Here is a 24,040-nt window from a genome sequence, read left to right as displayed (position 1 = left end):
GCAGGATCTTGTTCCTGCGTGTCCTGGCTGCCACTCGTGCCGCCTCGGCGTCGTTGCCAGGGTGGGGCGCGTGGACCCGACGACCTCCCGCACGACGACCCGACCCGACCTGCCGGGCCGCCCGGCCGCCCCTCCCGGACCGGGCCGTCCCCCCGGACCCCTCGCACCGGCACCGGCACCGGCACCGGCACCGGCACCGGCGGGCACGCTGGGCCTCGCACGCGGCAGCGCGCTCTACGTCGCGAGCGTGCTCGGCACCGGCGTCCTCGCGCTGCCAGGGCTCGCGACCCGCGTCGCCGGGCCCGCGTCCGTGCTCGCCGTCGCCCTCGTCCTCCTCGCGAGCGTGCCGCTCGCGGGGACGTTCGCCGCGCTCGCGGCGCGGCACCCGGACCGGGGCGGTGTCGCGAGCGCGGTGCGCGCGGCGCTCGGCCCGACGGCGGCCCGCGCCACCGGGTACTGGTTCTACCTCGGCGTGTGCGCAGGCGTCCCCGTCGTCGCGGTGCTGGGCGCCGAGTACGTCGTCGCCGTCGTCGGGGCGGACCGCGGGGTCGTCCCCGTCGTGGCGGTCGCGCTCGTCGTCGTGCCCGCGCTCGCGGTGGGCCTCGGCGTGCGCGTGGCGGGCGCCGTCCAGCTCGGCCTGACGACGCTCCTGCTCGCGGCGGTCGTCGTGGTGGTCGCCGCTGCGGCGCCGGCCGCGCGCGCCGAGCGCTTCACGCCGTTCCTCAGCGAGGGGTGGTCCGGCGTGGGCTCGGCCGTGAGCCTGTTCGTGTGGGCGTTCGCCGGGTGGGAGGTCGGTACGCACGTCTCGGCCGACTTCCGCGACCCCCGGCGCACGATCCCCGCCGCGACGGGCGTGGCGCTCGTGGTGGTGGGCGTCGCCTACCTCGCGCTCCAGGTCACGACGGTCGGGGTGCTCGGGACGGGCGCGGGGACGGGGACGGTCGCGCTCCTGGACCTCGCGCGCGTCGGCGCCCCCGCCGCGGGTCCGGTGCTCGTGGGGGTCGTCGCCGCGGTCGTCACGTCCGGCGTGCTCACCGCGTACCTCGCCGCGTTCGCGAACCTCGGGCAGGCGCTCGCCCGCGACGGGGACCTCCCCCGTCCCCTGGCCGCACTCTCGGGCCGTGCGGGCGTCCCGCGTCGCGCGCTGGCCGTCACGCTGGGGCTGGCGACGGGCTACCTCGCCGTGCTCGTCGCGACGGGGCTCGACCTCGAGCCGTTCGTGCGCGTCCACACGAGCAGCATGGTGGCCGTCTACGCCCTGGGCATGGTGGCGGCGCTGCACCTGCTCCCCCGGCGCTCTCCCGGCTGGTGGCTCGCTGCGGTCGCGGCCGTCCTCACGGGCGTGCTGCTGCTCCTCGCCGGTGCGTCGCTCGTGGCGCCGGCGCTGCTCGCCGCCGCCGCGGCCGTCGTGATGCTCGTCCGGCGCCGGGCCGCGCGCCGACCCTCGGACGCCCGGGTCCGAGGCCGGTGACGGCGTCGCCCGGGAGTCACCCGGGCGGCCCGTTCCCCGGGCGCGCGCTCTCCGCTACGGTCGACGCCATGCCCACGTGGACGGACCCCGGCCCGGTGGAGTTCGACGCCGAGGTGGTCGCCGCCGGGACACGGTCGGGAGCGTTCGTCGCGCTCCCCGTCGACGTCGTCGACCTGTTCGGGACGCGCGGCCGGGTCCCGGTGCTCGCCGCGGTCGACGACGTCGCGTACCACGCGTCGCTCGTCGCCTACGGCGGCCCGCACCTGCTCGCCGTGCTCCGCTCGGTGCGGGCGGCGACCGGCAAGGGGGTCGGGGACACCGTGCACGTCTCGGTCCGTCTCGACGACGGGGTCTCCGCCGTCCCGCGGTGACCGCGCCCCGAGCCCGCGCGGGCGGTCAGCTCGTCGCGCTCTCCGGGGGCGGCGTGACGCCCGGCCCGACGTCCCCGAGGGCGATCTCCTTCGCCGTCGGCAGCTCGTCCTCCATGGGTGGGTCCTTGTGCCGCAGGTGCGAGAACACCGACCACGCGACCGCGACGAGCGGCACCGACACGACGGCGCCGAGGATCCCGGCGAGCAGCGTGCCGGCCGTCACGGCGATCGCGACGACCACCGGGTGGAGCGACACCTGCTTGCCCATGACGAGCGGCTGCAGCACGTGGCCCTCGAACTGCCCGATGAGCGCGATGCCGATCGTCACGATGAGCGCGATGAGGAAGCCCTTGGCCGCGAGCGCGACGATCGCGGCGATGATCATCGCGAGCGGGGCGCCGATGATGGGGATGAAGGCCCCGATGAAGACGAGGACGGCGAGCGGGGCCGCGAGCGGGACGCCGAGGATCGCGAGGAAGACCCCCGCGAGGATGCCGTCGACGAGCGCGATGATCACCGTGCCGCGCGCGTAGCCGGAGAAGGTGTACCAGCCGGCGCCGCCCGCGATCTTCCAGCTGTCGCGCGAGCGCGACGGGAGCTGGTTGAGGAACCACGTCCACATGTCCTTGCCCCGGGCGAGGAAGAACACCGTGCAGAAGATCGCGAGCGCGATCGCCGCGAACGCCTCGAAGACCGACCCGGCGCTCGCCGCGGCCTGGCTCGCGATGTCACCACCGTGCTCCGTCAGCCACTGGCGGCCGTTGTCGATCCAGCCGTTGACGTCGTCCGCCGTGATCGTGACCGGCAGGGGCCCGTTCTCGAGGAAGTCGAAGATCTGCTCGATGCCCTGGTCGAACTGCTCCGCGAGGCTCTGCCACTGGCCTGCGACCGACGTGATGACGTAGGTCAGCAGACCCGCGAAGAAGAGCAGTGCCGTGAGGATCGCGAGCCCCGTGGCCAAGCCGCGCGGCATGATCCGGCCGTAGAAGTCGGTGACCGGCCGCAGGACCGACGTGATGACGAGCGCGAGGAAGACCGCCACGAACACGAGCTGCACCTGCGCCGTCGCGAAGAAGACGAGCGCGACCGCCGCGACGATCATGAGCAGGCGCCACGACCAGCCCGCGGTGGTGCGCAGCCAGGCGGGCACGGTCTCGTCGTACCCCACCACCGACGGGTTGCGACGCGCCCCGGCGACCTTGCGCGCCGCGCTCGACGCCCCGGCGAGGTGCTTGACCGACGCCGCCGAACGGTCGGAGCCGGACCCCGGTCGAGGTGTCGGTGCCGGGCCTGCTGCGGGTCGCTGCTCGTCCGTCACGCGTGCCTCCGTCGCGTCGTGGCCACCATCCGCCCAGTGTGCCCCAGGTCGCCCCCGCACGCCGGGCGCCGCGCGCGGCCTCGACAGAGGTCGCGGTCGAGGTCGCAGCCCTGGTCCGGGCCGTGACGGCGATGTGAGGACCACCCCCGAACCGTGCTATGTTTTTCCCCGCACCCGAACGGCGGAAACGCCGGGAAGGTCCACTCGTCCGGGTGGCGGAATGGCAGACGCGCTAGCTTGAGGTGCTAGTGCCCTTTATCGGGCGTGGGGGTTCAAGTCCCCCTCCGGACACCATGATCAAGGCCCCTGGCCTGCGGAGACGCAGACCGGGGGCCTTCGTCGTGCTCCCCGGCCCGTGCGAGCGGTGCGTCACCGTCCCGCGGGGAGGACGACGTCCTCACCCGTGGTGACGACCGTCACGGGCTCGTCGGCAGGCAGGCCGGGGACGACGACGACGCTCGTCGACGGCGCGGTGTCGAGGGTGCAGGGACGCTCGTCGGTGCCCGCACGACGGCCGAGGAGGAAGCTCAGCTCGCGGTCCTCGGCGTCCCACGTGTCGTCGACGGGGACGAGCGGGCGCGAGCTCGACCCGAACGTCACGACGTCCACGGTCTGCGGCTCGCCGCCCCGCACGTAGCCGACCTCCGGTGTGTCGGCGTCCGACCACGGGTGCACCTCCCCGCCCTCGGCGGGCAGCCCGAGATACGTGCGGTCGGCGGCGGACGGGTCGATCGGGTCGGTGGGCAGCGCGCACGCGACGAGGGCGGCCGTCGCACCGATGCTCAGCACCGAGGTGCCGACGAGACGAACCGTGCGGACGAGGGCGGGCAGCTGCGGGTCGATGGCGGGCATGGTGCTCACGCTCGCCCCGAGGCACCCCGTCCCGGATCGGTCGAGCGCGCCGTCCCGACCTGCCCGCGGGCCTCGTCGCGCGCTGCGTCGCCTCAGGAGCGGCCGCTCCGGGCTTGAGGCGCCCGAGCGCCGGAGGAGCCGTGCCCCGCTCGTCGGCTCGCACCGTGACGTTCGCGCTGTCATCCTCGGTGACCGCGAGGATCAGCGCCGCTGATCCTGGACGCCTCCGCCAGACCCGCGGCGGCCGTCTGCTCGTCGCGGACGACGTCCCCGGTGGGCGACCTCCCCGACGACTCCAGTGGCTGGGCGTCTCCGCTCCTCGTGGCGCGTCAGGGTGGCGTCGGTGAGGCCGGGGATCACGGCGGCGCCGATGAGGTAGACGTCGATCGTGTCGCGTCAGGGCTCATCAGTCATGTCGAGGTCCGAGAGGAAGCTCTGGTTCCCGGCGTCGGCGAGCACGGCCTCGAGGCCGCCGAACCGGTCGACGGACCCCCCGAGGGCCTGGCTGATCCCGCTCCCTCCGAGGGCGCCGGCCGGCGAGGCCGACCGTCGGACCGAGGGGTGACGGCCGACGCACCGCCGACCGCCCGGCGAGCCCGTCGGGCGCGTCAACGCGGCGCCACGCCGTCGTGGCGGCGGGCCAGGGCGAGCGTCGTCGTGCCGACCGCGACGAGGAGGCCCGCCAGCAGCAGGCCGGCCGCACCGGACCACGACCGCACGACGGCGGCGCCGGCGGCCGCGCCCGCGCCCATCGCGAGCACGGCCCCCGCACGTCGGGCCGCGCCCTCTCCGGACCCGCCCGCGAGCGGGCTGCTGAGGGCGAGGTTCACGAGCGTCGTGGTGACGACGACGGTCGAGACGTCCTGGACGTGGGCGCCCCGCGCGGCGACCGCCTGGGCGCCCATCACGAGCGCGAGGGCGGCGGTGAGGGCCAGGACCCCGGGCGTGGGCAGGCGCCCGACGGCGAGCCACAGCGCGCCGCCCCCGACCACGAGCACCGCTCCCCCGGCGAGCACGCCGAGCGCGCGCCGCGGCATCCGCGCGTCGTCGGCGCGCCCGCGGAGCAGCACCCCGCACAGGGCGGCGCCGAGGACGAAGGCGACGAGCGCGACGACGTTGTTGAGCAGCGGGATCCCGCCCGCACCGGCGGCGGCGAACCCGACGAAGAGCACGTTGCCCGTCATGTTGCCGGTGAACACCTGGTCCAGCGCGAGGTAGCTCACCGCGTCGACGACGCCCGTCGCCACGGTCAGGACGAGCAGGCCGGCCACGTACGGCCGGTCGCGCGGGTCGGTCATCGTCCGACCGTACGGGCCGGGACCTGCCGCGGCGCGTCGGCGGGCGCCGCCCCGAGCCCGCGTGCGGCGTCACGCGCCGGCCGCGCGGTCCTCCACGTCGTCCGCCGGACGGTCGGCGACCACGACGGCGTCGTCGACGAAGCGGGGTCGGCAGGCGAACCAGCCGGCCACGACCCCGGGGACGGCGGTCGCGGCGAGCACGACGAGCGGGACGGACCACGAGCCGGTCGCCTCGCGCAGCAGGCCGAGCCCGAGGGGCCCGAAGCAGGCGATCCCGTACCCGATGCCCTGGACGAAGCCGGACACGGCCGACGCCGCCTGGGCCGTCCGCGTGCGCCGGTTGATGAGCGTCATGCACAGGGGGAAGGTGCTCACCCCGATCCCGAGCGCGCACACCCACACCACCGTGCCGTCGAGCGGGGAGAGCAGGAGGCCCAGGTACCCGGCGACGAGGACCACCGAGCACGCGACCACGACGACGAACGGGTTGGTCAGCCGGGTGGCGACCTGGGGCACCACCAGCGCCGCGAGCACGCCCCACGCCGAGTACAGCGCGACCATGGAACCGCCGAGCGCCGCGCTGCCCCCGGCGTCGGTGAGGACCGCCGGCACCCACGTGATGATCGCGTAGTTCGACAGCGACATCATGGCGAAGAGGCCGACGAGGCCCCACGCGGTGGACGACCGGCCCACCCGGAGGCGCGCGCCGGCCGCCGCGACGGGTGCGGGCGCGTGGTGGGCGGCGGGGAGCCGGAGCGCGAGGAGCAGCCAGACGACGGCGGCGACCGCGGCCGGCCCGGCCCAGATCCCGACCGACAGCCGCCAGGTGCCGGCCTCGGCGACCGGGACCGCGAGCAGCGGGGCGACGAACTGCCCCGTCTGCAGGAGGAGGAGGTAGAGCGAGGTCCACAGCGCGAGCCGGTCGGAGAACCACGCCTTCACCAGCGGCACGATGACGACGTTGGCCGCCCCGATGCCCGCGAGCGCGAGCACCGTCGACAGGACGAGCACGGTCGTCGTCGGGGAGGCCGCGCGCAGCACGAGGGACAGCGCGGTGAGGCCCAGCGCCACGGTGGCCGTGCGCTCGAGCCCGAACCGCCGCGTGACCGCGGGCGCGAGGAACCCGAACACGGCGAACGACGCCGCGGGCACCGTGCCGAGCAGGCCCGCGACGGTCACACCGAAGCCGAGGTCGGCGCCGACGATCTCGAGGAGCGGGGTGAACCCGGTGACGGCCGTCCGGAGGTTCACCGCCGTCAGCGCGACGGCGACGCCCGCCCAGAGGGTCAGGCGTCCGGGGCGCAGCCGCGGCCGGGAGGGAGAGAGGGTCGCCACGCTAGACTCCACACTGAGGTCGGCGGATGATGGGATCATGGGATGAATCTGGAGCAGTCTGGCACAGGCGGACCGATGCGTCGAGTAGGCCTCATCGACCAGGCCGCCGCGCGCTTCCGGGACGAGATCGTCTCCGGCCGGTGGGCCGTCGGCGAGCGGATCCCCACCGAGGCCGCCCTCGTGGCGGAGTTCGGCGTCGGGCGCAACACCGTGCGCGAGGCGCTGCAGTCGCTCGTGCACGCCGGGCTGCTGCGCCGCGAGCAGGGCCGCGGCACGTTCGTCATCTCCCGCTCCGAGCTGACCGGCACCCTGGAGCGCCAGCTCGCGGGCGGCAGCCGCCGGCACTACCTCGAGCTGCGGCTCGCCCTCGACAGCACCGCCGCCTCGCTCGCCGCGGCGAGCCGCTCGGACGACGACGTCGAGCACCTGCGCGAGCTGCGCGACCGGCGGGAGGCGGCCTGGGAGGCCGACGACCGCGACGCCCGCGCGCGCGCCGACCTCGACCTGCACCGCGCGATCGTGGCCGCGACGCACAACCCGCTCTACGTCACCCTCTACTCGAGCATGCTCGACGTCTTCACCGTGCACATGCGCGACGAGGAGAACGCGGACGACGAGGCGGCGCACCGCCACCACCACCAGCTGGTCGAGGCCGTCGCACGGCAGGACGCCGCCGGGGCCGCCGCGGCGGTCGCCGCGATCTTCGACCCGTTCCTGCCGCGCGCGGACGCCGGGCCCTCCCCCGTCCGCTGAGGCACGCCGGGCGGCGGGACGCGCCGGGACAGCGAGAGGCCCCGTCGTGTGGAGCGACGGGGCCTCTCGATCCGCTGTCTCATTCGGATCCCGCCGGCGCTCTCACGCCGGAAGCATGCCCCCGAGCCTACCGGTCCCGTCCGGGTCCGCGTGCCGTAGCGTCGGGGCGTGACCGCGACCACGCCCGGCAGCGGCGACCGGGCGGAGCTCCTCTGGCTGCCCGTGGGGGCCGGGGGCCACGTCGTGCGTCGCACGAGCGCCGCGTGGGAGCGTGCCGCCGCGCTCCGCGCACGACGTCGTCCCCGCCCGCTGTTCCACGCGGCGCTGGGGCTGCGGCGCGACGGGGTGCCGTACGTCGTCGAGATGACACCCGCGTGGGGCGGCCCGCCGGTCGACCGGGGCGTCGTGGTGACCGGTCCCGTGGGCCTGCGGCCGCTCGGGCGCTCCCGCTGGTTCCGGTACGAGGTGCGCTGCTGGCCGCACGGAGCGATCCCCGACCGGGAGCACGCCGTCGGGCCGCCCGTCGTCGTCACGAGCGACCCCGCCGCGGTCGGGCGGCTCCTGCGCGCCGTGCGTGGCGCCCCGCCGCTCACGTGGGGCCGTCGCCCGCCCGGAGCGGGCGAGATGTGGAACTCGAACTCGCTCGTCGCGTGGTCCCTCGTCCGGGCAGGGCTCGAGGCCGACCACGTGCCGCCCGACGGCGGACGGGCCCCGGGCTGGGGGGCGGGCGTCCGCGTGGCCGCAGGCACCGCCTGATCGTCCACGGTCGCGCGGGCGGCGCCCGTCCCACCCCGGCACGACCTCCTCCTCCCCGAGGAGGAGGCGGAGCGGTCGCGGATCTCGGCCGACCGCCCGAGCCGGTGCCCCCGCGGGCCTCCGTAGCGTCGACGACGGCGGTGCCCGACGACCGGGCCCGCGGACGACGGGAGGACCGATGATCCAGGTGGAGGCGCTGACGAAGCGCTACGGACCCACGACCGCGGTGGACGGGCTGACGTTCACGGCGCGGCCCGGGACCGTGACGGGCTTCCTCGGCCCGAACGGCGCCGGGAAGTCGACGACGATGCGCGTCGTCGTCGGGCTGGAGCGGCCGACCTCCGGCACGGCGACCGTCGACGGCCGCCGGTACGCGGACCTGCCGGCGCCGCTGCGCGCCGTCGGGGTCATGCTCGACGCCCGCTCCGTGCACCCCGGCCGCACGGCGTTCCGCCACCTCACGGCGCTCGCCCGCACGCACGGGATCGGGCGGGCGCGCGTGGACGAGGTGATCGGGATGACCGGCCTCGAGAGCGTCGCGGGGCGGCGTGCGGGCACGTTCTCGCTCGGGATGGGCCAGCGCCTCGGCATCGCGGGCGCGCTCCTCGGCGACCCCGGCACGCTCGTCCTCGACGAGCCCGTCAACGGCCTGGACCCCGACGGCGTGCTGTGGGTGCGCGGTCTCGTGCGCGGCCTCGCGGCCGAGGGCCGCACGGTGCTGCTGTCGTCCCACCTCATGCACGAGCTCGCGCTGTGCGCGGACCGGGTCGTCGTCATCGGCCAGGGCCGGCTGCTCGCCGACGCGCCGGTGTCGGAGCTCGCGGGCGAGGCGGGCTCGCTCGAGGACGCGTACCTGCGGCTCACCGCCGACGCCGTCCAGTACCGCGGCCGCGCCGCGGGCGAGACCGGCCTGGCGTCCGCCGGAGGTGCCCGATGACCGCCCCTACCGCCCGGACCGCACCGACCGCGACGTCGCGACGCGCGCACCCGGCAGCGCCACGGCCCGCGAGCGCGGGTGGCCCGACGCTCCTCCGCGCCGTCGCCGCGGAGTGGACGAGGCTCACGAGCCTGCGCTCGTCGTGGTGGGCGGCCGCGCTCACCGTCGTCGTCTCGGCCGTGCTGACGTACCTCTCGGCGCAGGCGTCGTCGGTGGACCCGGGGTTCGACCCGCTCGGCTCGCTCTCGTCGGGCCTCCTGCTCGCCCAGGTGCCGCCGCTCGTCCTGGGCGTCCTGGTCGGGACGGGCGAGTACAGCACCGGCACGTTCCGCACGACGTTCGTCGCGGAGCCGCGGCGCTGGCCCGTGCTCGTGGGGCAGACGGCGGCGACCGCCGCGTTCGCGCTGCTCACCGCGGTCGTGGCGGTCGCGGCGGCGGTGCTCGCGCTGCTGCCGTCGGCGCGCTCGCGCGACCTCGCGCTCGACCTCGGCGGCGACGGCACGCCGCAGGTCCTCGTCGGGATGACCCTCCTGCTCGCCGGCATGGCCCTGCTCGGCCTCGCGATCGGGGCGCTGGTGCGGCGACCCGTGCCCGCCGTCACCGCCGCGGTGCTCGTCGTGCTCGTCCTGCCCGTCGCGCTCGTCCTCGCGGCCGACCTGTCGGGCGACCCGCTCGCCGCCCCCGCGGGGGTCTCGTCCGCGCAGGCCGCGGTGAACACGGTGGTCACGTTCCTGCCCACCGGGGCGGCGTCGCTGCTCACGGGCGAGGGTGCCGTCGAGGGCGCGCCCGACCTGGGCGCCGTCGGCGGCGGGCTCGTCCTGGCGGCGTGGGTCGTCGTGCCGCTCGCCCTGGCCGCCGTCCGCCTGCGCGCGCGGGACGTGGTCTGACGTGGCGACGACGATCCCCCCGACGGACCCCGCGCCGACCCGCACCGCGCCCGCGCCGGACCGTCCCCAGGTGACCCTGCTCCGGGTGCTCGCGGCGGAGCGGGACAAGCTGACGAGCCTGCGCTCGACGGCCTGGCTCGCGCTCGCGACCGTCGCCGCGGCGGCGGGGACGGCGTGGGCGCTGGGCGCGTTCGCCCGGCCCGACGCCGGGTCCTCCGGGGCGCCGCTCGCCGTCGCGGGGTCCGTGCTCGCCCAGCTCGGCTTCCTCGTGCTCGGCGCGGGCGTCGGCGCCGGGGAGTTCCGGACCGGCACCGCGCGCGTGACCTTCGTCGCGGTCCCTCGCCGTCTGCCCGTGCTCGCGGCGCAGGCGCTCGTGACGGCCGCGGCCGCGCTCGCCGTCGCGGCCCTCGCGCTGGGCGCGGCGCTCGCCGCGACCGCCGCGCAGCGCGCCGACGCCGCGCTCGTGCTCGACCTCGCGGACCGGGAGACGCTGCGCGTCCTCGGGGGCTTCGTGCTCTACCTGACCGGGGTCGCCCTCGTGGGCCTGGGCCTGGGGGCGCTCGTGCGGCGGCCGGACGGCGCGCTCGTCGGCGGGGTCGTGCTGCTCGTCGTGCTCGACCACGTGCTCGCGACGAACCCGGGCCGGGTCGCGGACACGGCGCGCGCGCTCCTGCCCGGGGCGGGGGCGCGCCTGCTGCAGGACGACGCCCGGCTGGCGGCCTTCGACGCGACGGCCCTGGGCCCGCACCTCGGCACGTGGGGCGGGGGTCTCGTCCTCGCGGCGTGGGCCGCCGCGCTGCTCGCGGCGGCGGCGTACCGGCTGCGGCGCCATGACGTCGTCTGACGTGCCGCGCGGCGGACGATGGAAGAGTAGGCGCGTGCCCACGCCGCCCCTCGCCCTCCCGTCCACGCCCGGGGCGCGCGACGGCGGACCGCGCGCGGAGCCCGACGTCCGGCGGCGCGGCGCCGTCGGCCGCGTGCTCGCGCGGCACCCGTGGGCGACGGACCTCGCGCTCACGGGCGCGGTCGCGCTGCTCGGGCTCGTCACCGCGGCGGTCGCGCTCACGACGGTCGAGGGGTCCACCGGGCTGGGGCTGTTCCGCCCCGACGAGCCCGTGGCCCGGGTGGTCGTCACGGCCTGGCTCGTCGGCGCCGCCCTCGGGGCGGGCCTGCTCCTGCTCCGGCGGTCGCGCCCGCTGACCGTCGCGGCGGCCCTCACCGTCCTGGCCGTCGTGTCGCTCGCGACGGCGGGCGTGCTCGGCGTGCTCGGCGTGTGCCTCGCGTGCGCGGCGCACACCGTGGCTGCCGAGCGTGCGCCCCGCACGGCGTGGGTCGTGTGCGGGGCGGTGCTCGCCGTCGTCGTGGCGGCGCTGTGGTGGTGGCAGGACATCGGCCTCGCCGAGATGCTGCTGTGGAGCGACCCGGTCGTCCGGCCGGACGGCGACCCGGTGCGCGACCTCGCGCAGCCGCCCTTCTCCCCCGGCCGGCGCTCGGTGTCGGTCCTCCTCCTGCTCGCGCTCCTGCTGCTGGGGATGGCGACGGGGTCGGGCGCACGGGCACGACGGCTGCACGACGAGGACCTCGCCGCGCGCTACCGCGCCCTGGCGCGCGACCGCGACCAGAGCGCGGCGCTCGCCCGGGCCGCCGAGCGGGCGCGCATCGCGCGCGAGATGCACGACGTCGTCGCGCACAGCGTGTCCGTGATGGTCGCGCTGTCCGACGGCGCGGGCGCGGCCCTGGACCGGGCACCCGACCGCTCGCGCGAGGCGCTGCACGAGCTGTCCCGCACGGGACGCGACGCGCTGGCCGACATGCAGCGCGTCCTCGGCGCGCTCGACCCCGAGGAGGGCGGCGACGGGCCCGGCACCCCCGTCGAGCCGACCGGGACGGACCTCGCTGCCGTCGTCGCGCGGTTCCGCGCGGCGGGCGTGCCTGTCGCCGCGACCGGCCTCGACGTCGCGCTCCCTCCGGACACGTCGCTGCGCCTCGGGGCCGTGCGCATCGTCCAGGAGGCCCTGACCAACGTGCTGCGGCACGCTCCCGGGACGCCCGCGGCCGAGGTCGTCGTGCGTCGCACCGAGCGTGCGGTCGAGATCGACGTCCGCGACGACGGCGGCACGCGCCCGGGGACCGGAGGCGGGAGCGGCCGCGGGATCGTGGGCATGCACGAGCGCGCCGCGCTGCTCGGCGGCGTCGTCGAGGCGGGCCCGCGACCGGGCGGCGGCTGGGCGGTGCACGTCGTCCTGCCCTGCGACCCGGGCGAGAGCGGTGCCCGGAGCGCCCTCGGGCTGGAGCACCCGCACCGCGACGTGCACGACGACGACGGAGGACGACCGTGACGACCGTGCTGCTGGTGGACGACCAGGCGCTGCTGCGGATGGGCTTCCGCCTCGTGATCGAGTCGGAGCCCGACCTCGAGGTGGTGGGCGAGGCCTCCGACGGGCGCGTGGCCCTCGACCAGGTCGCGGCCCTCGCCCCCGACGTCGTCGTCATGGACGTCCGGATGCCCGGGATGGACGGCATCGAGGCGACCCGGCGCGTCGTCGGCGAGCACCCCGGGACACGCGTCCTCGTGCTCACGACGTTCGACGTCGACGAGTACGCGTTCGCCGCGCTGCGCTCCGGGGCGAGCGGGTTCCTGCTGAAGAACGCGCGCCCGCACGAGCTCGTCGAGGCGATCCGCACGGTCGCGGCGGGGAGCTCGGTCGTCGCGCCCCGCGTGCTGCGCCGCATGCTCGACCTCTTCGCGCCGCACCTGCCCGCGGGCGAGCAGCCGGCGGTCGACGACGGCCTCGACCCCCGGCTGCGCTCCCTCACGCCGCGCGAGCTCGACGTCCTGCGGTGCGTGGCCGAGGGGATGTCGAACGCCGAGATCGCCGACCGCCTCGTGCTGTCCGCGACGACCGTGAAGACGCACGTCGGCAACCTGCTGGCCAAGCTGGGCGTGCGCGACCGGGTGCAGGCCGTGATCGTCGCGTACGAGAGCGGGCTCGTGGGGTCGCGCGGCTGACGCCTCGCGTTCACCCCCGCCGGGTGAGGCTCGCGCGCGCACACCGCTGCGACCGTGGGACGAGCGCCCGAGAGGAGCCGAGGATGACGGCTGCACCGATCCCCCGACAGCAGGCACCGGCCCCCACGGGCCCCTGGCACACGGCGCCGCCCGAGGCGGTGTGCGCCGCGCTCGACGTCGACCCGGCCGTCGGGCTGACGACGGCGCAGGTCGCGGAGCGGCGCGCCCGTTACGGGCCGAACGCGCTCGCCGAGGAGCGCAAGGAGCGGCCGTGGCAGGCGTTCCTGCGCCAGTACCGCGACCTCATGCAGCTCGTCCTCGTCGGTGCCGCGGTCGTGAGCATCATCGCGCTCGGCGACGTGACGACCGGCGTCGTCGTGCTCGCCCTCACCGTCCTCAACGCCCTCATGGGCCTGCACCAGGAGGGCAAGGCGGCCCAGAGCGTCGCGGCGCTCCAGCAGATGCTCGTCATGACGGCCACCGTGCGCCGCGACGGGCGCCAGGAGCAGGTGCCCGCGGAGGAGCTCGTGCCGGGCGACGTCGTCGGGTTCGAGGCGGGCGGCAAGATCCCCGCGGACGGGCGGCTGCTCGTCGCCGCGTCGCTCGAGATCGAGGAGGCCGGGCTCACGGGCGAGAGCACGCCCGTCGCGAAGGGCGTCGCGGCGGTCGCGGCGGACGACGCCCCCCTCGGCGACCGCACCGACATGGCGTACATGAACTCCCAGGTCACGCGCGGGCGCGGCGAGATGGTCGTGACCGCCACGGGCATGACGACCGAGGTGGGCCGCATCTCCGGGATGCTCAGCGGGGTCGAGCAGGACAGGTCGCCGCTCACGCGCCAGCTCGACCGCATCACGGTGATCATCACGGTCATGGCGGCGGTCGCCCTCGTCGTGGTCGTCGTGCTGGGGCTCGTGCGCGGCGAGGATTTCGACAGCCTCTTCGTCGTCGGGATCAGCCTGGCGATCGCCGCGATCCCGACGGGGCTGCCCGCCGTCGTGACGATGCTCCTGTCGCTCGGCACGCGGCGGCTCGCCGAGGAGGGCGCGATCGTCAAGCGCCTCAAGTCCGTCGAGACGCTCGGGTCGACGTCGGCGATCTGCTCCGACAAGACCGGGACGCTCACGCTCAACCAGATGACCGCGCGCCGGCTCGTGCTCGCCGGGCGCCGGTTCTCCGTCGACGGCGAGGGGTACTCCACGACCGGCCGCATCCTCGCGGCGGCCGGGTCCACCGACGTCCCGCTCGAACCGGTCGCGCTCCCGCTGGCGCTCGCGAGCGACGCCGTCGTGCGCGACGGCGAGTGCCTCGGCGACCCCACGGAGGGCGCGGTCGTCGTCCTCGCGGCCAAGGCCGGGCTCGACGTCGAGGAGACGCGCGCCGAGCACCCGCGCGTCGCGGAGGTCCCGTTCGACGCCGCGTACAAGCTCATGGCGACGTTCCACGAGATCGACGACGAGCTCGTGTGCTTCGTCAAGGGCGCCCCGGACGTGCTGCTCGCCCGCTCGGCCCGGCACCTGACGGCCGACGGCGGGTCGGCGCCCCTCGACGACGAGGGCCGCGCGCGCGTCCTCGCGGAGAACGACGCGCTCGCGGGCGAGGGCATGCGCGTGCTGGCCGTCGCGCGCCGCACCGTCGCGCGCGACGAGCTCGGGGGCGACCTGCTCGCCACGGTGCGCGACCTCGAGCTCCTCGCGCTCGTCGGGATCGTGGACCCCCCGCGCCGCGAGGCGCGCGACGCCATCGCCGAGTGCCGCGACGCCGGCATCCGCGTGCGGATGATCACGGGCGACCACGTCACCACGGCCGCGGCGATCGCCGGGCAGCTCGGCATCGAGGGGCGCGCGCTCACGGGCGCCGAGTTCGCCGCGATGTCCGACGCGCAGCTCGAGGCGGAGGTCGGCGAGATCGGTGTGGTCGCGCGCGTGGCGCCGGAGGACAAGGTGCGGCTCGTCGACGTGCTCAAGCGGACGGGCGACGTGGTCGCGATGACGGGCGACGGCGTGAACGACGCCCCCGCCCTGACGCGCGCGGACATCGGCGTCGCGATGGGGATCACGGGCACCGAGGTGACCAAGGACGCCGCCGAGATGATCCTCACCGACGACAACTTCGCCACGATCGTGGCGGCGGTCGAGGGCGGCCGCGGGCTCTACGACAACCTCATGAAGTACATCCGCTTCCAGATGGTCGTCCTCGTCGGGTTCATCCTCACGTTCGTCGGCGCGGGCATCTTCACCGTGGCCGGGGGCACCCCGCTCACGCCGCTGCAGATCCTGTGGGTCAACTTCGCGATCGACGTGCTGCTCGCGATCGGCCTCGGCTTCGACGCCGCGACGCCCGGCCTCATGCGGCGCCGGCCCCGCCCGCCCACGGAGCCGGTCATCGGGCGCGCGCTCGGCGTGCGGCTCGCCGTCGGGGGCGTGCTCATCGCCGTCGGCACGCTCGTCGCCGTCGCGTGGGGCGAGGCCGACGCCGACCTCGCGGTCGCGACGACGATGGGGCTCACCGCGATGTCCCTCCTGCACGTCGTCGCCGCGCTCGAGTGGCGCGACCCGCGGGCGAGCATCCTGTCCTCCGAGACGCTCGCGAACGGCCGGTTCGTCGTGCTCCTGCTCGCGTCGCTCGGGCTGACGTTCCTCGTCACGACGCTCGACGGGCTGCAGCGGATCTTCGGCACCGTCGACCTCGACGGCGGCCAGTGGGGCGTGTGCGCCCTCGTCGCGCTCGCCTTCCTCGTCGTCGTCGAGCTCGGGAAGCTCGTGCTGCGCACGGTGGACCGGCGCCGCTCCTGAGGACGTCTCCCGAAGAGGGCCCTCAGGGCACGACGCCGAGCTCGCGGCCGCGCCGCACCGCCTCGCGCCGCGAGCCGACGCCGAGCTTGCGGTAGACCGACTTCAGGTGCGCCTTCACCGTGTTGACCGACACGAAGAGGTCGGCGGCCACCTCGGCGTTGCTCGCCATGGACGGCAGGACGGCGAGGACCGCGAGCTCCCGCTCGGTGAGCGGCTCGACGAGCGGGACCGGCTCCGGCGCCCGGCCCGGAGGGTCGAGGTGGGCGCGCAGCAGCTCGCCGAGCGCGTCGTCGCGGCGCCCGACCGCGCGCGCGAGCGGCTCGTCGAGCTCGGTGCCCAGGACCGCGAGGAACGGCCGGACGACCCGTTCCGCTGCGGCCAGCTCGAGTGCGCGCCCGAGCGGGGCGTCGACGCGGCGCGTGCCCGCCCGCGCGAGCGCGGACGCCAGGACGAGCGCCCCCTCCACCCGCACGACGACGTCGGCCTCCTCCCCCGGCGTGCCCCCCAGACCCGCCACGGCGCGCTCGGCCGCCCCCGTGCGCCCCGCGGCCAGGAGCTCGCGCGCGCCGCACACCGCGACCACCGCGGCGCTCCCCAGCCGTTCCCGCCCGACGCGCGCGCCGAGCGCCGGGCCCGTGCCGTCGTCGACCCGGCGGGCTGCCGCCGTGGCGCGCACCCACAGGTCCGCGAGCACCGGGGGCGTCGCGGACCGCCCCAGGGCGCGGTCCGCGGCGACGAGCGCCTGCCGCGCGGCCCGCGCGTGCCCACGGTCCGCGGCGACGAGCGCCTGGAGCAGCCGGACGGCGGCCTCGGACGCGGGCTCGCGACCACCGGCGTCCGCCGCGAGCGCGTGCGCGAGGTGGCGGTCGAGCCCGTCGTCCGACCCCCGGAGGTAGCGCACCCACGCGCGCGCCGCGTGCGCGGGACGCACGTGCGCGTACCCGTCCCAGCCGCGCCGCTCGGCCTCGACCAGCACGGCGCGCGCGGCGGCGTCTCCCGCGTCGAGCCGACCTGCCGCGACGGCGCGGAGCGCTGCCGCGGCGCGCGCCCCGAGGGCGTAGAGCTGCGGGGCACGCCAGGCCCGGGCGCCCGGGGCGGTGAGCGTCCCCGGCACCGGCTCCCCCTCCGGGTCCGGGCCGATCGCACACCATGCGAGGCCCGCCGCGCGGTGCGCCCGCGCGAGGCCCCGGTACGTCTCGAGGGCGGGGAACGGGTAGGGCACCGCGTCCGCCGCCGCGAGCGCGCCGCCCGCCGCCGTCGCGAGCCCGTGAACGTCGCCCGTCGAGCGCGCGACAGAGGCGGCGAGCAGCTCGAGGAGCACCGCCGCGGCGGGATCGGCGACCGGGTCCGCGGCGGTGGCCAGGAGGTCGCGCGCCCGCGCGACGTGGAGCCGCACGGCGTCGTAGCGCTCGTCGACGGACGCGAGCGAGCCCGCGCACAGGTGCAGGCGGGCTTCGGGTCGCAGGGTCGCGTACGGCACGCGCCGCAGGACCTGGGCGACGCTCTCGCGGTGCGGCCCCGCGAGCTCCGCGGCCGCCCCCTCGACGAACACCTCGCCGAGCAACGGCCAGTCCTCCGCGTCCGCCGCGTGCTCGAGCGCGCGCAGCGCCTGACCGTCCTGGGCGAACCAGCGCGCCGCGGCCCGGTGCGCCTCGCGCAGGCCCGTCGGGTCCTCGGACCGCAGCTGGTGCAGGAGCATCTCGCGCAGCAGCGGGTGGTAGCGGTACCAGGTGCGTCGCCCGCCCGACGTCATGACGAAACCGTCCGCCGCGGCCAAGCCCGGGAGCAGCCGGTCCGTCGGCGCCCCCGGGTCGAGGACGGCCGCGAGGTCGGGGCACACCGCCGACGCCACGCTCGTGCGCAGGAGGAACCGCCGGGCCTCGGGCCCCTGGCTGTCGAGGACCTCCGCGAGCAGGAACTCCGCCGCCGAGCGTGCGGCGCGCGCCCGGCTCGTCGCGTCGTGCTCCTCCACGCGCAGCCGCACCCCGACGGCCCAGCCGCCGGTCGCGCCCACGACGCGTCCGGCGTCGTCGCCGGAGAGCGCACGCCCCTGCGCCGCCGCGAGCGCCGTCACCGCGGAGGCGTCGAACGCGAGCTCGGCCGCACCGACCTCGGTCATCTCGCCCTGCGCACGCAGGCGCTGCAGCCGCAGGAGCGGGTCGACGCGCGTGAGGACCACGAGGTGGAGGGGCAGCCGGTAGCGCAGCAGGTCGTCCACCGTGGACGCGACCTCGGGGCACGCGGCGTGGTGGAAGTCGTCGAGCACGAGGACCACGGGCTCGGGCAGCGCCTCGATCGCCGCGAGGACGCGGCGCAGGAGCGCGGGCGTGAGGCGCGGTGGCACGACGAGGGTCTCGAGCGCGTGCCCCGGAGGCACCGCCCCGGCCGCCCGCAGCGCCGCGAGCACGTCGGCCCAGAAGGCCGCCGGCTTGTCGTCGAACGGCTCGAGCGTCAGCCACGCGACCCGCGGGCCGGTGCCGCCGTGCGCCCACCGGGCCGCGACGGTCGTCTTCCCCCAGCCCGGGCCGGCCGACACCAGGGTGAGGCGGCGCGTGGCCGCCGCCGCGACCAGGGCCTCGACCACCGGGCGGCCCACCGTGGACGGCGGCAGCTCCGGGACGGTGGTGCGGGCGCGCGAGGTCCCGGAGGCGTCCGTGACGTGCGCGACGTCCTCCGGCTCGGCACGGGGCTCGACCGAGGCCATGGGGGCAGCGTATTCCCGGCCCCCCTGGACCGCAGGGCGAGCCGAGCGCGAGCTCGCCGACGCGCCTCAGGCCGGACCGGGCCCGGGCGGCGGCGCGCCGACGGCGGTCGGTCGGGCGAGGAACTCGACGACGACGAGCACGAGGCCCGCGACGAGCGCGACCCCCACGACGAGGCCGGGCGTCGGCGTGCCCGCCAGGAGCAGGACGAGCGCGGCGACCGCCACGACGACGACGCGCACGAACGCCTTGTGCCGCCCGAGCCAGTCGCCGACAGGCCCCGTCGAGACGCCCCGGCCCTCGCCCCAGCCGCGGGCGGCGGCACCCGCACGGCCCAGCCCTGCACGCAGGCTGCGGGCCGACGCGCTCGGCCCGCCCACGTACGCGGCGAGCGCGACCACGAGGCCCAGCACGCCGACGGTGCGCAGCGTGAGGCGCAGGTAGCCGACGGCCTGGTCGAAGACGACCTCCGCGGCGTCGAGGCGCACCACCTGCCCCGAGAGCGCGCCGAGGTACAGGCCCCGCGCGACGGCGAGCCCGACGCCCAGCGCGACCATCGCTCCCGTGAGCGCGAGCCCGGCCACGACGAGCGCGCGCGAGCGGTGGTTCGCGACGAGGACCCCCGCGGCGAGGAGACCGAGCACGACCCACGGCAGCCAGGTCGTGAGCGTGACGACCTGGGCGTACCGGTTCTGGAGCATGACGAGCTCGGCGGACTGCGCGACAGTGAACGTCGCGTCGACCGACGGGATGCGGGCCGCGACGTCCAGGCCGCGGTCCACGAGGCGTTCCTTGAGCAGGTCGATCAGGCCGGAGAGCTGGATGGACAGGCGGCCGTCGTCGCTCACCTGCAGGACGTCGCCGTCCTCGCCGCGCATCACGGCGACGAGCTGCTCGTGGGCCACGCGGTTCGCCTGGAGCCAGGCGCCCTCGAACGCGTCGCTCTCCACGAGCCGCGTCGCCGTCTCGTGCACGAGCGACTCCACGCCGCTCGTGAGCGGTGCCTCGAGCGCGGCCAGGGCCTGGGTCGCGCGCGGCGGGACGTCGCGCTCCTCGAGCCCGCCCACGAGGTCGTCGACGAGCGCCCCCACGTCGACGCGCGACATGACGACCTCGGTGAGCCGCCCGGCCACCGCGGACTGGACGACGGGGTCGCCCGCGAGCGGACCGACCGTCGCGACGTAGCGGTCGGTGTCCGTCAGCTCGCGCTGCGCCCACGCCGAGACCGCGCCGAGCGGCGCGAGGAGCGCCCCGAGCGTGATGAGGACCGCGCACGCCGCGGCCCGCAGCCCCCGCCGGGGTCGCCGGCCCGCCTGCTGCCTGGTGGCGTCGCCGTCCGAGCTCCCAGGCGGTGCGGCGGGCGGGCGCTCCTCGAGCCGGCGGCGCAGCTCCGCGTTCTCGCGCTCGAGCGCGGCGAGGCGCAGGGCGTCGGACGCGTCGCGCCCTGGCGCGGTCTCGTCGGCCATCGCTCGTCCTCAGGCGAGCGCTCGGGCCTTGAGCCGGGCGAACTCGTCGGCGTCGATCGTGCCGGCGTCGTAGAGGGCCTTGGCGTCGGCGATCTCGCTCGCGGGCGACCTGCCGGAGCCGGCCGTGGCCCGCACGTAGTCGTCCATGACCTGGCGGCGCGCCAGCTGCTCCTCCGCGTGCCGCTCCGCCATGCCCCGCCCGCGCGCGATGACGTAGACGAGCGCGGACAGGTACGGGACGACGATCAGCGCGACGATCCACAGCGCCTTCCACCAGCCGCTGAGCGTCTTGTCGCGGAACAGGTCCGCGACGATCTGGAACAGCACGACGAGGTAGGCGATGAAGAAGAACCACCACACCATGAGCCAGAACCAGTCCCAGAATCCGTCCATCGGGCACCCCTCGTGTCGGGTCACGGCGGTCCCGTGACGCTCCCACTGTGGAGCGGCGCGGGTGCCCGCGTGCTCACCCGTCGGGGGTAGTCGGCCGCCGGAGGTCACGGGCCACCCCTACCGGGTGATCCGGCCCGGGTCCGCACCCCCGCATCCTGGACCGACGTGGGCGACCCGGGAGAAGGACGCATGGACCGCACGACGCTGGTCGAGGTGACGGTGCTGGGGCCGGTGGCGCTGCCCGAGCCCGACCTCGCCGAGCTCGGTGTGCGCCGGTCCGTGGAGTGCACGCGCCTCGAGGCCCGGGTCCGCGACCAGGCCGCGCTGTACGGGCTGCTCCAGCGGCTCGCGGCGCTGGGGCTCGACCTCGTCGAGCTGCGGACGGCGGCGCCCGGCGGCCGGCCCGACGTCGAGCTCGTCGTCCGCGGCCCGGTGGGCGCGCTCGTGCAGCAGATGCTCGACGACGTCGGTCGTGCGCAGCCGGCGACCAGCACGACGTACCGCGTGCGGGACACGGACCTCGTCGGCGTGCTCGGCGCCGTGACCGGGCTCGCCGACGACCGGTCCGGCGCGCACGTCGGGCCGCACGGCGGGACGCACGGCGGGACGCACGACCCCGGGCACGGCGGGACGGCCGCCGGGGGCGCGTCCGCGATGGACGTGCGCATCGCGCAGCTGCGCGACCTCGCCGCGCTGCGGGACCGGGGCGTCCTCACCGACGCCGAGCTCGCGGAGCAGAAGGCACGCGTCCTCGAGCCGTGACGACGGCGGGCCGGGCAGGCAGGCAACGCACCGCAGGCCGATGCCCCGCTCAACCTCCTTTCACGTTACATCGTCCCACCAAGCGAGACGATGGGGACCACGCTGGGGCCAACTGATGCACTAGCGCATAGTGGCAAGCACATCACCGGCGCGCTTGCTCGTGTGTCAGACCCCAGGAGGACTCATGGCCATCTCACGCCGCTCGTCGGTCACCATCTCGCTCGTCGCGGCGGCGGGGATCCTCGCGGGCTGTGCGGGCGGGAGCGACCCGTCCGGCGGCGGGGACGACGCCGCGCCGCAGATCTCGTTCCTCTACTCCCCCTACGCGGACTACGCGCCGTTCTTCCTCGCGGAGGACAAGGGGTACTTCGAGGAGGCGGGCGTCGACGTCGAGCTCCTCGCCAAGGGTGGGACGTCCGGCGAGACCTACCAGCTCGTCAGCACGAACAACGTCACGGCCGGTGGCGCGACGTGGGGCGCGGGCCTGTTCAACGCCACCGAGGCCGGCGCGTCGCTCTCGGTGATCGCGAGCGTCTCGCGCGTGCCGGAGAGCGGACCGAACCCGGCCCCGTTCGTCGTCGCGGCCGACTCCGGCATCACGTCGATCGAGCAGGTCGCCGGGAGCCGCGTCGGGATCCCGGGCGACGGGGGCTTCGGCATCTACTCGGTGGCCAAGGCGCTGGAGGCCGGGGGCCTCACGCTCGACGACGTCGAGCTCGTCAACGTCGGCCCGCCGGAGACGGGCCCCGCGCTCGTCGGCGGCTCCGTCGACGCCGCCTGGTCGATCGAGCCCATCTCGTCGTCGCTGGAGAGCGAGGGCATCGCGTCCGAGATCCTCCCGATCGACTACCACGCGGGCACCGAGCTCGGCGCCCTGGTGTTCAGCACCGAGTACGTCGACGAGCACCCCGACGCGGTCGTCGCGTTCACGGCCGCCTACCTGCGCGCCGCCGCGGAGCTCGAGGCGGGCGGCTGGGACGACCCGGCGAACCAGGAGATCATCGCGCGGTACACCGAGCTCCCGGTCGAGACGCTCACGTCGCTCGCGCTCACGGAGCAGGACCCGACGGGCGAGATCGACTGGGAGGACGTGCACGCCCAGGAGCAGTTCTTCCGCGAGCGCGGGACGCTCGAGTACGAGGGCGAGGCGGACGTCGAGAGCATCTTCCGCGCCGACCTCCTCGACCAGGCGCGCGAGCGGGCCGCGGAGCTCGGCTCATGACGGCCGTCTCCGTCGAGGGCCTCTGGAAGGGGTTCCACGACCGCCGCCGCGACGACGTGCTCGTCGCGCTCCAGGACGTGTCCCTCACCATCGAGGACAACGAGTTCGTCTGCGTGCTCGGACCCTCCGGGTGCGGCAAGAGCACGCTCCTGCGCATCCTCGCGGGCCTGGAGGAGGCCGACCGCGGGACGGTGACGATGGCGGCGCGACCGTCCGTCGTCTTCCAGGACCACGGCGTGCTGCCGTGGCTCACGGTCGAGCAGAACGTCGAGTACCCCCTGCGCCTGCGCGGCGTGCGGCGCTCGGCCCGGCGCGAGCGCGTCGCCCCGCTGCTGGACATGGTGGGCCTCACGGAGTTCCGGGGCTTCTACCCGCACCAGCTCTCGGGCGGCATGCGGCAGCGCACGTCGGTCGCCCGGGCGCTGGCCGACGACGGCGCGACCCTCCTCATGGACGAGCCGTTCGGCGCGCTCGACGAGCAGACGCGCGTCGTGCTGCAGCAGGAGCTGCTCAAGATCTGGTCGCAGACCTCGCGGTCGGTGCTCTTCATCACGCACAGCGTCGACGAGGCGCTCGTGCTCGCGGACCGCGTCGTCGTCATGTCGGCCCGGCCCGGTCGCATCCTCGCCGACGTGCGGGTCCCCTTCGACCGCCCGCGCGACATCCTCGAGCTGCGCCGCGACCCGCGCCACGGCGAGATCACGTACGAGCTGTGGCGTCTGCTGCGGGACGCCGAGGCGCAGGACGCCGAGTCTCACGACGCGTCCGGGGCGGACGAGCGCTCCGCCGCCGGTGCCCGGGAGGCGGTCGCATGACGACCCCGACCGACGAGCGCACGCCCGCCCGCCCGACCGGCCCGGCCGCGAGCGGCGGGACCTCGGACGAGACCCTGGTCGGCGCCGACCGCACCGCCGAGATCACGCGCGAGCTGACCGAGGAGCTGCGCCGCAGGCGCACGGGTCGCTTCGTGCGCGTCGTCGGGCCGTTCACGCCGCTCCTGCTCCTCGCGGTGTGGGAGCTCGCGAGCCGGACGAACGCGCTCGACGCGCGGTTCTTCCCGCCGCCGTCGTCGATCGCCGAGACGTTCGCGCAGCTCGTCGGGAGCGGCGAGCTCTTCGAGCACGCGGGCATCACGCTCACGCGCATCGCGATCGGGTTCGTGCTCGGCGCCGTGCCCGGGCTGGTCCTGGGCATCGCGCTCGGGTCCGTCACGACCCTGCGCACGCTCCTCGGGCCGATCTTCGCGAGCCTGCTGCCCGTGCCCAAGGTCGCGATCTTCCCGCTGCTGCTCCTCGTGTTCGGCCTCGGCGAGGCGAGCAAGTACGTGATCGTCGCGATCGGCGTGTTCTTCTACGTCTTCTACAACGCGATGGGCGGCGTGCTCCAGACGCCGCAGATCTACTTCGACGTGGCGACCGCCAACGGGGCGGGCCGGCTCCAGCGCTGGCGGACGGTCGCGCTGCCCGCCGCGCTGCCGAGCATCTTCACCGGCCTCAAGCTCGCCGTGGGCGGCGCGTTCGTCATCATCGCGGCCTCGGAGTTCGTCGGGTCGCGCAACGGCCTGGGCTATCTCATCTGGAGCTCCTGGACGACGTTCGCCGTCGCGAAGATGTACGTGGGCATCGTCACCATCTCCGTGCTGGGCTACCTCTCCACGACTTTGGTCACGGTGCTCGAACGACGACTCGTGCCCTGGTCCCGTCAGTAGGAGG

Annotated in this window: 21 protein-coding genes and 1 tRNA gene; 15 read left to right on the top strand and 7 right to left on the bottom strand. The window is 76.2% G+C overall.

What is annotated here, in order from left to right; genetic code table 11:
• Positions 1-70: 70 nt before the first annotated feature.
• Positions 71-1,471: an APC family permease gene (locus ABIE39_RS02720; RefSeq protein ID WP_354050334.1), complete on the top strand. Its 1,401-nt coding sequence runs from the start codon at positions 71-73 to the stop codon at positions 1,469-1,471.
• 68 nt (positions 1,472-1,539) lie between these two features.
• Positions 1,540-1,842, top strand: coding sequence for a DUF1905 domain-containing protein (locus ABIE39_RS02715; protein WP_074806810.1), 303 nt, complete (start codon positions 1,540-1,542; stop codon positions 1,840-1,842).
• 25 nt (positions 1,843-1,867) lie between these two features.
• Here ABIE39_RS02715 and ABIE39_RS02710 read toward each other — a convergent pair whose 3' ends face one another.
• Positions 1,868-3,013, bottom strand: a complete 1,146-nt coding sequence (locus ABIE39_RS02710; RefSeq protein ID WP_502914831.1) for an AI-2E family transporter — start codon at positions 3,011-3,013, stop codon at positions 1,868-1,870.
• A 353-nt stretch (positions 3,014-3,366) separates the two neighbouring features.
• Between ABIE39_RS02710 and ABIE39_RS02705 the strand changes: the two genes are divergently transcribed.
• Positions 3,367-3,454 (top strand) — tRNA-Leu (locus tag ABIE39_RS02705).
• A 75-nt stretch (positions 3,455-3,529) separates the two neighbouring features.
• On the opposite strand, the gene ABIE39_RS02700 is transcribed toward ABIE39_RS02705, so the two are convergent.
• The 3 genes from ABIE39_RS02700 to ABIE39_RS02690 all read right to left on the bottom strand — a co-directional run bounded on the left by ABIE39_RS02700 (position 3,530) and on the right by ABIE39_RS02690 (position 6,645).
• The gene (locus ABIE39_RS02700) at positions 3,530-4,012 is read right to left on the bottom strand and encodes a hypothetical protein (RefSeq protein WP_354050331.1); all 483 of its coding nucleotides are present in this window, start codon (positions 4,010-4,012) and stop codon (positions 3,530-3,532) included.
• 608 nt (positions 4,013-4,620) lie between these two features.
• Complete coding sequence (locus tag ABIE39_RS02695; RefSeq protein ID WP_354050330.1) at positions 4,621-5,310, bottom strand: YoaK family protein; 690 nt, start codon at positions 5,308-5,310, stop codon at positions 4,621-4,623.
• Between the two features lie 69 nt (positions 5,311-5,379).
• Positions 5,380-6,645: an MFS transporter gene (locus tag ABIE39_RS02690; RefSeq protein WP_354050328.1), complete on the bottom strand. Its 1,266-nt coding sequence runs from the start codon at positions 6,643-6,645 to the stop codon at positions 5,380-5,382.
• Positions 6,646-6,720: 75 nt separating this feature from the next.
• Between ABIE39_RS02690 and ABIE39_RS02685 the strand changes: the two genes are divergently transcribed.
• From ABIE39_RS02685 to ABIE39_RS02650, 8 genes are all read left to right on the top strand, one after another.
• Positions 6,721-7,398: a FadR/GntR family transcriptional regulator gene (locus ABIE39_RS02685; protein ID WP_209829815.1), complete on the top strand. Its 678-nt coding sequence runs from the start codon at positions 6,721-6,723 to the stop codon at positions 7,396-7,398.
• Positions 7,399-7,566: 168 nt separating this feature from the next.
• Positions 7,567-8,154 (top strand): hypothetical protein, encoded by a 588-nt coding sequence (locus ABIE39_RS02680; RefSeq protein WP_209829814.1) that lies wholly within the window; start codon positions 7,567-7,569, stop codon positions 8,152-8,154.
• A gap of 178 nt (positions 8,155-8,332) precedes the next feature.
• On the top strand, positions 8,333-9,091 hold the full coding sequence (locus ABIE39_RS02675) for an ABC transporter ATP-binding protein (RefSeq protein ID WP_354050325.1): 759 nt from the start codon (positions 8,333-8,335) through the stop codon (positions 9,089-9,091).
• Positions 9,088-9,978 carry a hypothetical protein gene (locus ABIE39_RS02670; protein ID WP_354050323.1) on the top strand — a complete coding sequence of 297 codons (891 nt, stop codon included), beginning with the start codon at positions 9,088-9,090 and terminating at the stop codon, positions 9,976-9,978. The genes ABIE39_RS02675 and ABIE39_RS02670 overlap by 4 nt, the downstream gene beginning before the upstream one ends.
• A gap of 1 nt (position 9,979) precedes the next feature.
• Positions 9,980-10,822, top strand: a complete 843-nt coding sequence (locus tag ABIE39_RS02665) for a hypothetical protein (protein WP_354050321.1) — start codon at positions 9,980-9,982, stop codon at positions 10,820-10,822.
• A 34-nt stretch (positions 10,823-10,856) separates the two neighbouring features.
• Positions 10,857-12,317: a sensor histidine kinase gene (locus tag ABIE39_RS02660; RefSeq protein WP_354050320.1), complete on the top strand. Its 1,461-nt coding sequence runs from the start codon at positions 10,857-10,859 to the stop codon at positions 12,315-12,317.
• Positions 12,314-12,988 carry a response regulator transcription factor gene (locus ABIE39_RS02655; protein ID WP_209829810.1) on the top strand — a complete coding sequence of 225 codons (675 nt, stop codon included), beginning with the start codon at positions 12,314-12,316 and terminating at the stop codon, positions 12,986-12,988. Before ABIE39_RS02660 ends, ABIE39_RS02655 begins: the two co-directional genes overlap by 4 nt.
• 83 nt (positions 12,989-13,071) lie before the next feature.
• The gene (locus ABIE39_RS02650) at positions 13,072-15,783 is read left to right on the top strand and encodes a cation-translocating P-type ATPase (protein ID WP_354050318.1); all 2,712 of its coding nucleotides are present in this window, start codon (positions 13,072-13,074) and stop codon (positions 15,781-15,783) included.
• A 22-nt stretch (positions 15,784-15,805) separates the two neighbouring features.
• On the opposite strand, the gene ABIE39_RS02645 is transcribed toward ABIE39_RS02650, so the two are convergent.
• The 3 genes from ABIE39_RS02645 to ABIE39_RS02635 all read right to left on the bottom strand — a co-directional run bounded on the left by ABIE39_RS02645 (position 15,806) and on the right by ABIE39_RS02635 (position 20,344).
• Positions 15,806-18,487, bottom strand: coding sequence for a winged helix-turn-helix domain-containing protein (locus ABIE39_RS02645; RefSeq protein WP_354050316.1), 2,682 nt, complete (start codon positions 18,485-18,487; stop codon positions 15,806-15,808).
• Between the two features lie 66 nt (positions 18,488-18,553).
• Positions 18,554-19,951 carry a hypothetical protein gene (locus ABIE39_RS02640; protein WP_354050314.1) on the bottom strand — a complete coding sequence of 466 codons (1,398 nt, stop codon included), beginning with the start codon at positions 19,949-19,951 and terminating at the stop codon, positions 18,554-18,556.
• A gap of 9 nt (positions 19,952-19,960) precedes the next feature.
• On the bottom strand, positions 19,961-20,344 hold the full coding sequence (locus ABIE39_RS02635; RefSeq protein WP_074806851.1) for an SHOCT domain-containing protein: 384 nt from the start codon (positions 20,342-20,344) through the stop codon (positions 19,961-19,963).
• Between the two features lie 189 nt (positions 20,345-20,533).
• Here ABIE39_RS02635 and ABIE39_RS02630 point away from each other — a divergent pair, with 189 nt between their 5' ends.
• The 4 genes from ABIE39_RS02630 to ABIE39_RS02615 all read left to right on the top strand — a co-directional run bounded on the left by ABIE39_RS02630 (position 20,534) and on the right by ABIE39_RS02615 (position 24,036).
• Complete coding sequence (locus ABIE39_RS02630; RefSeq protein WP_354050313.1) at positions 20,534-21,106, top strand: DUF8691 family protein; 573 nt, start codon at positions 20,534-20,536, stop codon at positions 21,104-21,106.
• A 184-nt stretch (positions 21,107-21,290) separates the two neighbouring features.
• Positions 21,291-22,328, top strand: a complete 1,038-nt coding sequence (locus ABIE39_RS02625) for an ABC transporter substrate-binding protein (protein WP_354050311.1) — start codon at positions 21,291-21,293, stop codon at positions 22,326-22,328.
• Positions 22,325-23,143 carry an ABC transporter ATP-binding protein gene (locus ABIE39_RS02620; RefSeq protein ID WP_074806857.1) on the top strand — a complete coding sequence of 273 codons (819 nt, stop codon included), beginning with the start codon at positions 22,325-22,327 and terminating at the stop codon, positions 23,141-23,143. The genes ABIE39_RS02625 and ABIE39_RS02620 overlap by 4 nt, the downstream gene beginning before the upstream one ends.
• Complete coding sequence (locus ABIE39_RS02615; RefSeq protein WP_354050309.1) at positions 23,140-24,036, top strand: ABC transporter permease; 897 nt, start codon at positions 23,140-23,142, stop codon at positions 24,034-24,036. Before ABIE39_RS02620 ends, ABIE39_RS02615 begins: the two co-directional genes overlap by 4 nt.
• Positions 24,037-24,040: the final 4 nt, after the last annotated feature.

The organism is Cellulosimicrobium sp. 4261 (assembly GCF_040546915.1).
Lineage (GTDB): Bacteria > Actinomycetota > Actinomycetes > Actinomycetales > Cellulomonadaceae > Cellulosimicrobium > Cellulosimicrobium cinnabarinum.
This window is presented reverse-complemented; position numbering and strand designations above follow the sequence as displayed.

Excerpts from the sequence above, each read along its gene's own strand:
- ABIE39_RS02715 (WP_074806810.1), top strand. The coding sequence starts at position 1,540 with ATGCCCACGTGGACGGACCCCGGCCCGGTGGAGTTCGACGCCGAGGTG.
- ABIE39_RS02700 (WP_354050331.1), bottom strand. The coding sequence starts at position 4,012 with ATGCCCGCCATCGACCCGCAGCTGCCCGCCCTCGTCCGCACGGTTCGT.
- ABIE39_RS02695 (WP_354050330.1), bottom strand. The coding sequence starts at position 5,310 with ATGACCGACCCGCGCGACCGGCCGTACGTGGCCGGCCTGCTCGTCCTG.
- ABIE39_RS02685 (WP_209829815.1), top strand. The coding sequence starts at position 6,721 with ATGCGTCGAGTAGGCCTCATCGACCAGGCCGCCGCGCGCTTCCGGGAC.
- ABIE39_RS02675 (WP_354050325.1), top strand. The coding sequence starts at position 8,333 with ATGATCCAGGTGGAGGCGCTGACGAAGCGCTACGGACCCACGACCGCG.
- ABIE39_RS02670 (WP_354050323.1), top strand. The coding sequence starts at position 9,088 with ATGACCGCCCCTACCGCCCGGACCGCACCGACCGCGACGTCGCGACGC.
- ABIE39_RS02650 (WP_354050318.1), top strand. The coding sequence starts at position 13,072 with ATGACGGCTGCACCGATCCCCCGACAGCAGGCACCGGCCCCCACGGGC.
- ABIE39_RS02645 (WP_354050316.1), bottom strand. The coding sequence starts at position 18,487 with ATGGCCTCGGTCGAGCCCCGTGCCGAGCCGGAGGACGTCGCGCACGTC.
- ABIE39_RS02640 (WP_354050314.1), bottom strand. The coding sequence starts at position 19,951 with ATGGCCGACGAGACCGCGCCAGGGCGCGACGCGTCCGACGCCCTGCGC.
- ABIE39_RS02635 (WP_074806851.1), bottom strand. The coding sequence starts at position 20,344 with ATGGACGGATTCTGGGACTGGTTCTGGCTCATGGTGTGGTGGTTCTTC.
- ABIE39_RS02630 (WP_354050313.1), top strand. The coding sequence starts at position 20,534 with ATGGACCGCACGACGCTGGTCGAGGTGACGGTGCTGGGGCCGGTGGCG.
- ABIE39_RS02625 (WP_354050311.1), top strand. The coding sequence starts at position 21,291 with ATGGCCATCTCACGCCGCTCGTCGGTCACCATCTCGCTCGTCGCGGCG.
- ABIE39_RS02620 (WP_074806857.1), top strand. The coding sequence starts at position 22,325 with ATGACGGCCGTCTCCGTCGAGGGCCTCTGGAAGGGGTTCCACGACCGC.
- ABIE39_RS02615 (WP_354050309.1), top strand. The coding sequence starts at position 23,140 with ATGACGACCCCGACCGACGAGCGCACGCCCGCCCGCCCGACCGGCCCG.